The organism is Aliiglaciecola sp. 2_MG-2023 (genome assembly GCF_030548145.1).
Lineage (GTDB): Bacteria > Pseudomonadota > Gammaproteobacteria > Enterobacterales > Alteromonadaceae > Aliiglaciecola > Aliiglaciecola lipolytica_A.
The window spans coordinates 88404-101305 of record NZ_JAUORY010000019.1 but is presented as its reverse complement, the minus strand read 5'-3'; the positions used below and the strand labels follow the sequence as shown (position 1 = coordinate 101305).

11 protein-coding genes are annotated in these 12902 nt (G+C 38.4%); 7 read left to right on the top strand and 4 right to left on the bottom strand.

Annotated elements, in window-relative coordinates; all coding sequences use genetic code 11:
* Positions 1-181 precede the first annotated feature (181 nt).
* From Q4567_RS16990 to Q4567_RS16980, 3 genes are all read right to left on the bottom strand, one after another.
* Positions 182-346, bottom strand: a complete 165-nt coding sequence (locus Q4567_RS16990; protein ID WP_216050137.1) for a hypothetical protein — start codon at positions 344-346, stop codon at positions 182-184.
* 94 nt (positions 347-440) lie between these two features.
* On the bottom strand, positions 441-980 hold the full coding sequence (locus Q4567_RS16985) for a hypothetical protein (RefSeq protein ID WP_216050138.1): 540 nt from the start codon (positions 978-980) through the stop codon (positions 441-443).
* A 179-nt stretch (positions 981-1159) separates the two neighbouring features.
* The gene (locus tag Q4567_RS16980) at positions 1160-1426 is read right to left on the bottom strand and encodes a helix-turn-helix transcriptional regulator (RefSeq protein WP_216050139.1); all 267 of its coding nucleotides are present in this window, start codon (positions 1424-1426) and stop codon (positions 1160-1162) included.
* 984 nt (positions 1427-2410) lie between these two features.
* Here Q4567_RS16980 and Q4567_RS16975 point away from each other — a divergent pair.
* Both Q4567_RS16975 and Q4567_RS16970 read left to right on the top strand, forming a co-directional pair.
* The gene (locus Q4567_RS16975; protein ID WP_303501196.1) at positions 2411-3247 is read left to right on the top strand and encodes a type IV toxin-antitoxin system AbiEi family antitoxin; all 837 of its coding nucleotides are present in this window, start codon (positions 2411-2413) and stop codon (positions 3245-3247) included.
* An 8-nt stretch (positions 3248-3255) separates the two neighbouring features.
* Positions 3256-3849, top strand: coding sequence for a nucleotidyl transferase AbiEii/AbiGii toxin family protein (locus Q4567_RS16970; protein ID WP_303501195.1), 594 nt, complete (start codon positions 3256-3258; stop codon positions 3847-3849).
* Between the two features lie 156 nt (positions 3850-4005).
* On the opposite strand, the gene Q4567_RS16965 is transcribed toward Q4567_RS16970, so the two are convergent.
* Positions 4006-4734, bottom strand: coding sequence for an NUDIX domain-containing protein (locus tag Q4567_RS16965; protein WP_216050142.1), 729 nt, complete (start codon positions 4732-4734; stop codon positions 4006-4008).
* A 364-nt stretch (positions 4735-5098) separates the two neighbouring features.
* On the opposite strand from Q4567_RS16965, the gene Q4567_RS16960 reads away from it, so the two are divergent.
* From Q4567_RS16960 to Q4567_RS16940, 5 genes are all read left to right on the top strand, one after another.
* Complete coding sequence (locus Q4567_RS16960; protein ID WP_216050143.1) at positions 5099-6448, top strand: MFS transporter; 1350 nt, start codon at positions 5099-5101, stop codon at positions 6446-6448.
* A 68-nt stretch (positions 6449-6516) separates the two neighbouring features.
* Positions 6517-7596: a glycoside hydrolase family 43 protein gene (locus Q4567_RS16955; protein WP_303501194.1), complete on the top strand. Its 1080-nt coding sequence runs from the start codon at positions 6517-6519 to the stop codon at positions 7594-7596.
* Positions 7597-7907: 311 nt separating this feature from the next.
* Complete coding sequence (locus Q4567_RS16950; RefSeq protein WP_216050145.1) at positions 7908-10937, top strand: TonB-dependent receptor; 3030 nt, start codon at positions 7908-7910, stop codon at positions 10935-10937.
* A gap of 178 nt (positions 10938-11115) precedes the next feature.
* Positions 11116-11859 carry a SapC family protein gene (locus tag Q4567_RS16945; RefSeq protein ID WP_216050146.1) on the top strand — a complete coding sequence of 248 codons (744 nt, stop codon included), beginning with the start codon at positions 11116-11118 and terminating at the stop codon, positions 11857-11859.
* Positions 11860-11871: 12 nt separating this feature from the next.
* Positions 11872-12882, top strand: coding sequence for a cupin-like domain-containing protein (locus tag Q4567_RS16940; protein WP_303501192.1), 1011 nt, complete (start codon positions 11872-11874; stop codon positions 12880-12882).
* Positions 12883-12902: the final 20 nt, after the last annotated feature.

Here is a 12902-nt window from a genome sequence, read left to right as displayed (position 1 = left end):
AGGATGCTGTCGTACCAAGAGCTTGCTTGAGTTGTTTCAGCAATAGGTGGCTTCTGTTTAGAGCCAGCGTGTGCACTGGTGGCAGCAACAGAGGTGGTCATAACGATTGTTAGCATAGCGGCTTTGATTAGTGTGTTGTGTTTCATGATTATTCCTTAAATTAGTAAATGGATATGGTGGCTTAGAAGTTGAACAAGCTAATAATACTGTCGTACCAGGCGCTTGCATTAACTGTTTCGGCTATAGGGGGTTTTTGTTTAGAACCTGCATAAGCGTTAGAAGCCACAACTGAGGTGGTCAGTAGTAACGTGAGCAGGGCGACTTTGATTATATTTTCGCTTCTCATTGCTTTTCCTCATCTTTAATCAAAATGCAAAATGTGGATTTAAATCCACAACAGTGTAACAGTATGCGTTTTTTTTAAACAATTTTGCAGTGATTTATGCGCGAAGTAGCTTAGGAATTAACAATTTATAGCTTTCGTAGAAAACGATCCAGATAAGGTAGGTATAGCAAAGTTGAGCTAGGTATGGATAAGAAGTCCAAATCAACAGTACTTTTTTATATTCGAATACACTACGAATTATGTATTCAAAAATCATAAATAGTTGAAGTACGGCAAACAGGGCATTTAATTTATACATCTGCCAATCAAGGTTGATTGACTCAATTTGTTGTTTGGGCAGAATATCTGACATGTAAGCAACACGCATGAAAAAAAGGTGCCGCGCAAATAAATAGGAAGACTGTAAGGTAATATACCAATAGATTTCAGGGGCGAGTTGTTGATTCAATATCCAATAAAATTCAGCGGATAAAGAAATGATAAGACCTAAAAGCAGTAACCTGGATGCTTTGTCGTATTTGATTTTCCAATAGACCGCGATACTAAGAAGGTAAAACGAGGCTTTTATTAGATCTGCAAATTCTAATTCGCTAATCGACCATGCGGTTTCTTCAACCAGTCTTTGAATTACCAAAATAATGACAACCCCTAAAACGTTGACATTTTTTCGACAGACGATAGCGGTAAATACAAGGATACAAATAAACAATCGGTCGAATAAAAGGGGGTTACCAAAAGTATACATACCCGCAAAGATAAAAAGCCCTCCTAGGAGGGCTGTTAGCAATTTGGGTAAATAGTGGGAAAGTAGCATCAGCTATGGGAAAAGCCGAAATAATCCATCACTGTTGAGAAAAAAGACTCTCTAGTTTGTTCAGAGGCCCTTTGGCGGCATACTGACCACCATTTACTAATAACTTCTACGCCGATACTGTTCATCGTTTCAGGTTTGTCATTTTCAATAGCTGACACAGTCTCTCTGCTGATCCCAACTCGCTGACCAAGTTCTTCTTGAGTGTAACCAGCTTCTTTCCTCAAAGAACGCAGTTGCTCGCCGCTAAATCTTTTTCTTCGTGACATCGGATCTTCCAGTAAAAAAATTATGAGTAGGTAAAAAACTTACCAGTCCAAAATATAAGCTAAAAAAATCTAACAGTAAATCTAAAATTTCATTTTTTTACTTTATTTTTATAGATCTAGGGTTATTTTACTGAAAAAGTTGAAACAATTAACAAGCAACGGGACTTTTTCGCCTATCTCATATACAATTCGCGCCCGAAATTCTTTGTAATAATTTAGCTAGATTGAAGGGCCCATGTCATATCAGCAAGAAGTCGATAAACGTCGCACCTTTGCGATCATCTCCCACCCTGATGCCGCCCAGCCTTTCAGCGCTTAAAACCACCTTTCATTGCACACCACAATCACATCTCTACGTACTGAATTTAAAGGCTTTTTGTCTTTTTCTCGTTTCTTTGCTTTTCAATGATGTTCAAGCGTAACCTCGGAAAGTGTGTACAAACTTGAGTACAAATTCCGTTTTAGGTGCCTTTGGCGAAAGTTCTATGACACAAATCTGGCTGTAGGCCTTGTGGTTACTGGGTTTGATGAAGAAATCACCTCCTGGTTTTGGTACTTTGGTTTCGACATTACAAAAGCGGAATAAATGCGATCATCTCTAGTTTTATGTTTGTAAGCTTATGAATTTAAAGGGTTCGTCATTGTGGTTTTTGATGTGTCATCGTTGCGAGTGTACAAACAGTGTGTACAAATTTTTCTCGTTAGGCATGTTGATTGCTATTCATGACACAAACCGCCTTGTAGCCCTTGTTATTCATAGGTTTGAGCCAATAAGTACCTCTGCGGATGGGGCTTGATATTTTATCGCTTGGGTTAATAGCTGGGCTGGTTTAATAAATGGCAATTATACGGCGTTATGCGCCGTAAATAGAAAGAATGGTAAACTTCCCTTTGTTGTGTTAGTTTATTAAAACTAGGTTTTACGGCGATTTGCGCCGCGAAATCCTAAAGAGATAAACTAGAAGAAGGGTTTGGTGTTTAGAAATGGTTAGTCATTCCCAGCGTGAAACGGTGAAAGAGTCATATAAGCAATCTCTTAAAACTCTTTTACCTTATGGCATGTTAGCTACAAAGAAGTGGCTTGCAGAGCAAGGCTTGAGTGCTCATGCGTTAGATAATGCTGTCAAAACCGATACGTTGTTGCTACTAGCTGCAGGTGTTTACAGTCAGTATTCCCTAGCAGTCACTTGGGAAGGCGTAGTAGCTTCAATGCAGCGTATGATGGAAAAAAGTGTCGATGAACAACTTCCGTCTATCGTGGTCGGTGGATTGTCAGCATTGTCCATATCTGGTTTGTCGCAATATTTATCATTAGGAAGTACGGCTCATATTCATTTATATGCAACGAAAAAGCTTCCTTCCTGGCTTGCGAGACTGTCATTGCCAATTAAGTTCGAAGGACATAGTACAAGTAAACTGTGGCCTGATAGCTTATCCCAAGATATAGCGTTCGTTAAAAAGCATGAATGGGGAGAGCAATTACCACCTGTATATTTTTCATGTCCGGAAAAAGCCATATTGGAAGTGTTGATGGATTTGCCTGAAAGTGTGTCATTTGAACATGCCGATGAGCTAATGCAGGGGTTGGTGAACTTATCTCCAAGAAAGCTTGATGCGCTCTTAAAGGAGTGTAAAAGCGTAAAGGTCAAACGCTTATTCTTTTGGTTTGCAAAACGCCAAGCTTATCCTTGGTTTGATAAGTTAAATGTAGAAAATTACGACTTAGGTTCAGGTAAGCGTGTTGTTGCTAAAGGTGGGAAGCTGGATACAGAGTATCTGATAACCGTACCTCAGCATATGGCGTTAGCAAGTAAAGGATAAGTTCAGCGATGGATAGAAATAGTATTTATTACAAACAAGTACAGCTTTTGATACAGGTATTGCCTTTCGTTGCCAAACAGCAATGCTTTGCCCTCAAAGGTGGTACAGCAATCAATTTATTTGTCAGAGACTTTCCTCGTTTATCGGTCGATATTGATTTGGTGTATCTGCCAATGAAGAGCCGTGATGATGCCTTGCAGGAAATTTGCGATGCACTTGATGCTATTAGCTCAGATTTAAAAATAGCATTTAAAGACATCGAGCTAACGGAAGCCTATCGCTCAAAACGCGATGCTCTAAGGTTGATCGTTGCTCGCAACGGTGTGCAGATCAAAGTCGAGCTATCACCTGTATTGCGCGGTACTGTTTATGAACCAAAGCTGATGAAAGTGTGTGCGGCCATAGAAGACGAATCTACTTATGTTGAAGTGTCTGTTGTTGCTCAAGCGGATCTTTATGCTGGAAATTATCATCGTTGCAACTATAAGTATACCTTTACATCTTCGCAACGAAATGGACTGAGTGTACTTATTACAAAAAGGGAAGGGGTTATGCCTGGCTATGGTCTTTATTGTCAGAGGAGCAGGTACAAGCTTAACTGAAGTTGTGTTTGTGTCTTCGGTCCTTAAGCTAAAAATGTAATCACTTTTGTTGGAATAATCCTTGTTGCACTGTCACTTAAGGTATACTAATTACAGTATGTAATTTAATTTTATATGGTCGGCTTATTTTGAGTCAGCAATTATTTATCAGAGTATTTAAAATTCAAATGTAAAACCAAATTCTCTTAGCTTTTCATATACGTTTATATCAAAACGATAAAGGGTCGCGGCTCTATGAGCGACATTTTTTTGTTTTTCTTTGCAGTCTATAAGTAGGTTCATTTTTTGAAATTTACGTCTAAAGTTAGGTTTATCGAGCGATTTATTAAGAATTGACTCGTAAATTTCTTGTAGCTCTAGAAGTGTAAATTTTTCAGGGAGCAGGCTAAAACCAATAGGTTCGTGTCTTACTTTATATCGTAGATAATCTAAGCCGCTGGCTAGAATGTCTGCGTGGTCAAACATTAAAGGCGGCACATTGTTCACATCAAACCATTCACACTCTAAAGCGTTTTCACCACTTACTAAGTTGGTTTCCTCGTAGCGAACTAATGAGTAGTAAACAATCGTAATAATACGTCTGGCGGGGTAACGATCGACATTACCAAAAGCACTTAACTGATCTAAATATAGATTTTCAACGCCAGTGGTACTTTTAACTACCCGCAGGGCTGCTGAATCTAAGTTTTCGTCTTTACGAACCCAGTGACCGATCAAACCCCATTGGCTTGTTGCAAGGCCTTGATTATATTTAACCAATAAAACTTTCAATCTACCTTCATGAACAGCAAACACAATATTATCCACTGTTAGATTGCTTATACAATCATCAGGAATCAATTCTTCGTTAATATTGTTAGAAATGTTTGATGTTTTATGGTGCATAAATTACTCGAAAAATACTATAAAACGGATATTGTTATAGTGACTATTAAGCTTATATAAAATAAGCTTAAAGTGCAAATGAAAAGGCGGATAAATTCCATCTAAAACAATCACATCAACCTGGTCTATTACGTTATAAGCGGTATTTAATTGAATATGTTGAGCGAAGCAATTTAGTTATATATTTGTTGATCTATTTATGTATTCAATTGTTAGCAATTTGGATGTTTTATCGGCGAGGACTATCACCTAATTTACCAAATGACCTAAAATTGTAACGCAAATGTAACGTAATTGTTTACATGTGCTAAAAATACATATAGTATTTTTGACTATTTCGATTTGCGTTAAAAATTGAGCACACATGAACAACAAAAAATACACGCTTACAATTAAAGAAAAGTTAGGGTACGGCCTTGGTGATACAGCCAGTAACATTGTATTTCAGATGGTCGCCAATTTTATGCTGATATTTTATACCGATGTTTACGGTTTATCTGCAGCCGCTGCTGGTACCTTGTTGTTAGCAGTTCGTTTATTTGACGGTATCACCGACCCAATTATGGGGAGCATTGCGGATAGAACTCGAAGCCGTTGGGGATCATATCGTCCTTATATCTTATTTTTAGCTGTGCCATATGGTGTGTTTGCGTGTTTAGCGTTTATAACCCCTGATTTTGATGCCACAGGTAAGCTTATCTATGCCTACTTTACCTATGGCTTATTAATGACTTGTTATACTGCCATCAATATACCATATGGCGCACTTGGCGCAGTAATGACTAACGATCCTAAAGAACGTGCTTCGTTACAATCCTATCGATTTGCAATGGCAATGGCTGCATTACTTGTCATTGTATGGGCATTACCTAAGCTAGTTGCTTTTTTTGGTGATGGTAATGATGTTGTTGGTTATCCGCTAGCAATGGTATTTTTAGGTGGCCTTGCGGCAGTGTGTTTCTTACTGTGTTTTAAAATGACCAAAGAAACGAAGCAAGTTGAGCTCGCACAAGGTAAAAAAAATGCCTTTATGGAATTTTTAAGTTTATTTAAAAATGATCAATGGGTTGTAATAGCCGTTATCAGCCTGGCAACATTGATTTTAATTGGTGTTAGAGCTTCAGTCGCACCGCATTATATTAAGTACTATGTAGGAGAGGAATCGCTTACTTCTAACTTTTTAACATTGTCTGCAATTGGCTCAGTATTAGGGGCTGTCTCTACTAACTTTTTAACTAAATTCATTGAAAAGAAAACACTTTTTCAAACTGCTTTAGTGGTTGTGATTATTTCTCATAGCTTATTCTATGTACTTGAAAGCGATGCAATTGTGACTATTTTTATCGTCTATTTTATTGCGAACTTTGCACATATGGTTATTACCCCAATTATGTTTTCTATGGTGGCAGATACCGTTGACTACGGTGCATTAAAGATTGGTCGCAGACTTACTGCGGTTACTTTTTCAGGGCATTTATTAGCAATCAAACTTGGCTTTGCAATTGGCGGTGCTCTCGCCGGTTGGATATTGTCTGGTTACGCTTACGTACCTAATCAAGAACAATCAGAACATACGTTATCAGGTATTTTACTTGCCTTTGCTGGGATCCCAGTGATTTGTACCGTGGCATGCTTAATTTTTATAACACGTTACAAATTAACTGAGCCAGAAGTAAAGTACATTCAAACGCAACTGGCTGATAATAAAAAATAAACTAATTTTTCTGCACAATTTCATCCTTCATAAAGGCGTTGATTGTGCAGGTAATACTAGGAGTGAATATGCAAAATAAAGTGCAAACAGCACCATCATCCAATGGATTAAGTGACGCTGAACTTAAACAATTAAAAGACTTACAACGAGCTAACTCGTTAATACCGAATCACAATCCATTAGTTGATCACATGTTTACCGCAGATCCGTCTGCGCATGTATTTGATGGCACAGTGTATATTTATCCGTCCCATGATATTGAATCAAAAAATGAGATCAATGATAACGGCGATCATTTTGCAATGCGTGACTACCATGTATTTTCACTCGATGAGAGCACAGGTAAAGCCATTGATCACGGTGTAGCACTTTGTGTTGATGATGTTAAATGGGCGAGTAAACAAATGTGGGCTCCTGATGCTGCACACAAATCAGGTCAATATTACCTTTATTTTCCGGCGCGTGATCAACAAGGTATTTTTAGGATCGGTGTTGCCAAAAGTGATAGGCCAACTGGGCCATTTAAAGCTGAAGATAATTACATTCAAGGTACATTTAGTATCGATCCTGCTGTATTTGAAGATGATGATTCTAGTTATTACTTGTATTTTGGCGGCTTGTGGGGGGGGCAGTTACAAAACTGGCAAACGGGTAAATTTAATAAAGAAAATAACTACCCAAAAGATGGAACACCAGCAATACCGGCGCGTGTAGCAAAGCTTGCGGACGATATGATAAGCCTAAGCGAAGATGTAAAAGAGGTGATTGTTTTAGACGAAAACGGCAAACCAATTACCGTTTGCGATAACAACCGCCGTTTTTTTGAAGGCCCTTGGGTTCATAAACATGATGGCGTTTATTACTTTTCGTATTCAACGGGCGATACGCATAAAATTGTTTATGCTACGGGTGATAATCCCTATGGGCCGTTTACCTACCAAGGCGTTATTTTAGCCCCTGTACTGGGCTGGACGACTCACCATTCAATAGTGAAGCATAATGCTAGTTGGTACTTGTTTTATCACGATAGCTCGTTGTCCGGCGGTCAAACCCATTTACGTAGTATCAAAATGGCCGAACTTGAACATGATGAAAGCGGTAAAATAACGACAATTTACCCCTATGGGAACACTTCATTTTGTGCATAAAAAGTGATTTTTTTAATCTGAATAGATGTAGTCTAAAAGACTATTACTTGGGTGGGTAACTAAAGGAGGTGACAAAATATATTTTAGGAAACAATTAAATAGAAATTAAAACAAAGAATTAGAAAGAATTATTACTCACAAAATAAATGAGTGAGGCTTATTCATGACTAATTGTATTCTTTGTATACGTTTAACACACAATAAATTATTTATTGGCCGTCAAAACATAACTAAATGGTTTTCTATGCACTTTAATCAACGCATAGCATATTGACGAATGCCAATAATAAATTAAAGATAAGGGCACCAATATGTTTAAGAAAAAAGTTATTTCAACAGCCATACTTGCTGCATTGAGTACAGTCGGCGTTTCAAACCTAACTTATGCAGCGGAAAATGATGCTGATGAAGACGTGGAATTAATTCTAGTAAAAGGGATCCGAGGTTCATTGCAGCGTTCAATGGATATTAAACGCGATTCTAGTGGGATTGTTGATGCGATATCTGCGGAAGATATGGGGAAATTTCCAGATACAAATTTAGCTGAGTCATTACAGCGCATCACTGGTGTTTCCGTTGATAGAGCAAGTGGTGAAGGAAGCCGCGTAACCGTGCGTGGTTTTGGTCCTGCGAATAACTTAATTACTTTAAATGGTCGTCAATTACCTAATACAACGGGTAATAGAACATTTGATTTTGCAAACGTTGCATCTGAAAGTGTATCGGGTGTAGAAGTGTATAAATCATCTGATGCTAGTGTTACCTCAGGTGGTATTGGTGCGACAATTAACTTAACTACCCATAAACCTTTAAGCTCCCCTGGCATTAAAGCAACGTTTGGCGTAAAAGCTGTTGATGATCAATCAACAGAGCAAGGAAATGTAACTCCAGAATTGAGTGGCTTATATTCTCAAACGTTCGCTGATGACAAGTTTGGTATTTCAATTTCAGGTAGTTATCAAGAACGCGAAAGCGGTATGCAGCAGTTTTTACAAGACCAAGGGTATAGAGCATCAGATGCGTCAAATACTGGTTGGGGCGGTGTGCCTGCTGGTGCTGATGGCGGAACCAACCGTCCGACTACAGGTATATATTCAAATCCACAACAACCACGTTATGTGTTTGAAGAACGTCAACGTAAGCGTATTAATGGTCAATTGGTACTACAATACCAACCTGTCGAAAATGTAACGGCTACTTTAGATTACACAACATTTAGAACAAACGTTGAAGAGCAACACTCAGATGCTTCTGTGTGGTTTAACTATGCTGGCGATCGAAGTGAGTCGGTTTGGGCCGGAGAGCCGAATTCATATCCACTGATTTATTCCGAAATATATGAAATAAACAACCCTACAGAGTACGCTGATACGTCATTAACTGTAGGTGCTTGGGGGCGCGACGAATCAACCGATTCAATTGGTTTTAACCTTGAATGGATTGTCTCAGACCAGCTTAATTTAGAGTTTGATCACCATAGCTCTAAAGCGCAAATGAAAGCATCAGATCCCCGCCATGGTACACGTAATAATATTCAACTACCGTCATATTCACGCACACGTGCAGGCTTAGACTTAACGGGTGAGTTACCAGGCATTGCAACAGGTAATATTGAAAACTTTAACCCAGATACATTGCGCTTATCGGGAAGTTGGTTTGCAAATGATAAATATGATTCTGAAATCGATCAAACCCAAATTTCAGGTGAATATTTTATTGATGATAATTTAAGTATTGATTTTGGAGCTTCTGTTAATACAGTAAATAACCACTATCGCCATACTCAAGTACAGCGTCCTGACTGGGGTGGTGTAGGAGTTGAAGGTGATTTTGCTGATATCGATTGGCGTCAAGATACAATATTAGATAAGTTTCAAGCTAAAGCAGGTAACTTCGAAGGCACAGCAACACAAGCCGACTACGATTTATTTGATACAATTTTCTTTGCAGACTTTGATGCAATTGTTAATGCCGCAGAATTTGCCGATCCAACTGCTAACGTAGATGGTGTTTGGGGGGATTGTAAAGCAGCAGCCGGTGCTGCTGCAGGTCCCAATGGTGAAGGTCAATTCTGTGCATCAACTAATTGGGATGCAGACACTAACCGCTTTACTGAAGAAAAAACCAAAGCTGCATTCTTACAAGTAAATTATAAGGGGGACTTTAATGATATGTTCTTTGACTTACATGTGGGCCTGCGTTATGAAAAAACCGATGTCTTTTCTAAAGCATCAGCACCAGGTTATAGCCGCATAGAATGGAATGAAGATACTGCCACCTCTGTTACAGGTCTAACAGGTATTGAAACGCTAAGCCAATCTGCCGATTACGATCAGATCTTACCAAATATAAACTTTAATATTGAAGTTGTTGACGATGTAATGGTGCGAGCTGCGGCAAGTAAAACAATTTCACGTGCAGGATACAACGCATTGTTAGGTGGTACATCAGTTAACACCGGCGGTAGTCTAAGCGGTTATTCAGGAAACTCAGGTAATCCAGCCTTAGAGCCTTTAGAGTCAATAAACTTTGATATTACGAGTGAATGGTATTACTCAGAAGGCAGCTATGTTTCATTTGGTTACTTTAGAAAAAATGTTAGTAATTGGATTACAACGGGTACTGTCGATTCAACTATCTTTAACTTAGCCGATCCATTAAATGGCGAGAAGTTTAAGGCCGCGGTTAATGCACTAGGTGAAAATCCATCAAATGAGGAGATCAGAAATTATATTTTTGAAAACTTTGCTGATGATCCAAATGTACAACCTAAATTCGACGAAAATGGTGTGCTAATCGGCGGTAGTATCATTGGAGATCCTGCAACCGATGAAACAGCTATCTTTAGATTGAATGTGCCTGTTAATGGTGATACTGAGCATACAATTGATGGCTTTGAATTTAACATTCAACACCTATTTGGTGAATCAGGCTTTGGTGGCATTGTTAACTATACTATGGTTGATTCAGGACTTGAGTATGATAATAGTTCATTGGATGATACTGAGGCATTAGTTGGTTTAAGTGATACAGCGAATGTTGTGTTCTTCTATGATAAAGAGGGCTTACAAGCGCGTATTGCTTACAACTGGCGTGATGCATTTCTTAATGAACGTCGTGTAAATGGTGACTTAACAGCGCCTATTTATACTGATGAATATTATCAAATAGATTTTAATATTAGTTATGAAGTGCCTGCTGTTGAAGGCCTAACCGTATTTATTGAAGGTATTAATATCACAGATGAATACGTCACTGAATATGGTCGTACTAAAGAACTTATCTATAAAATGACGCAAACTGGATCTCGTTATGGTTTGGGTGTTCGTTATAATTTTTAACATATAAATTCTGAAACTGAACCTCTTTAAAAAGCTGCATTTGCAGCTTTTTTTTTGCTAATGGCTCTCTAGTAAAATGTTACACTAACTGTTATAGTCAATTTAACTTTAACTTATTTTTTACATTTATCTCGGTTACATGTGCATACTGTGGCCACAATAATTGGAGCCTCAATTCATGAGCAACCATGCCCTATTAAACAATGTTGAGCACCAGCATTTAAAAATAAATCCTCAGCGCAGTGCAGAACTAGGTGACGGATACTGGTATAGCGAAACATTCCCAAGTGAGTTTAAAGCCGTTCAAGCACATTATCCTATTTTTTTCAGTAAAGATGATGCAACAAATACGTTTTCGCCAGTATGTTTATACGGTATTAACAAGGATGAAAATTTATTCTTGGTAAATCAACAGTGGCAAGCGAACTATATTCCTTTAACTATGCAACGTTTGCCTTTTTACATTGCCACTCAAAATACCACGCAAGACGGTGTAGCTACTCAAGAGTATGTGATCAGTATTGATCTCGACTCGCCAAAAATATCGACAGAACAGGGCATTGATTTATTCTTAGAGCATGGAGGTAATAGCGAATACCTCGAAAAAGTGGTCACTGTGCTTGATAACCTTCATCATGGCTTACAAGAAAACCAACCATTTATTAAAACGCTGATTAAACATGGTCTACTTGAATCAGTTACCTTAGAACTTGATTTAGTCAATGGTGTAAAACATAGCTTATTGGGTTTTTATACCATAAACGAAGATACGCTTGAGCAGCTAAGTCATGATGTAATTGCCCAGCTGCATTCACAAGGTTATTTAGCACAAATTTATATGGTAATCGCTTCACAAGTGCATATTCGTGATTTAGTGGCACTTAAAAATGCGCAGCTGGTATCACAAAAGATCGCCGTATAGAAGTGTATTGCTATGGCAAATTGTGTAGAAAGCTTTCAAACAATCTCGGGCCTAACACCTGATACCTTACCCGCAAAGTTATTAAACTCCGCAGTGCCAATCGTGTTAAAAGGCTTTGTCAGTGAGTGGCCTTTAGTGAGAGCAGGGCAGATATCAGATAACACTGCAATTGATTATTTACAGCAGTTTTATCAGGGTTTTTTAGTAAACACTTGTACGATCCCAGCGGATCAACATGGTGTGATTTCGTATAACAGCGATATGACAAGTTTTAACTTTGCTAATAAGCAGGCTGCATTCATCGATGTTCTTAAGCAAATAGTTGATACTGCAAATCAGCCTGTAGCCGAAACTATATATATAGGCTCCACCAGTATTGCCCAGTGTTTACCTAAACTCGTTGATTTATGTTCTGTCGCGCCATTAAATCAAGGCTGCTTATTTAATTTATGGGCTGGTGGCAAAGTAACTGTGCCTGCGCATTATGATGTAGCGCAAAATTTAGCATGCTGCGTTACCGGTAAAAGACGTTTTACGTTATTCGCACCAGAGCAAATTGAGAACTTATATATTGGCCCATTGGATAGAGCCCCTGGTGGTCAACCTATTAGTTTAACGACAACAAAGAATCTTGATGATACGCAATTTCCAAAATTTAAAGATGCACTAAAAACCGCATATATAGTCGACCTTGAACCGGGTGATGCACTTATTCTACCTAGTATGTGGTGGCATCAAGTAGAAGGACTTGGCACATTAAATATACTGTTTAATTATTGGTTTAAAAATACCCCTGCTTTTTATGGCCAACCCAGAAACGCATTACATCATGCCATTTTAAGTATACGTAATTTACCTAAACATGAACGCACCGCATGGCAGCAGTTGTTTAATTATTACGTATTTTCTGAAAACGAATTTACACATATTCCAGAGCATGCACAAACCTTGTTAGCAAACCCGATGGATGAGCTGACTGCGCGAAAATTAAGAGCTGAATTACAAAATAAATTAAGACGTTAAGCGAGTAGGTAGGTACAGAA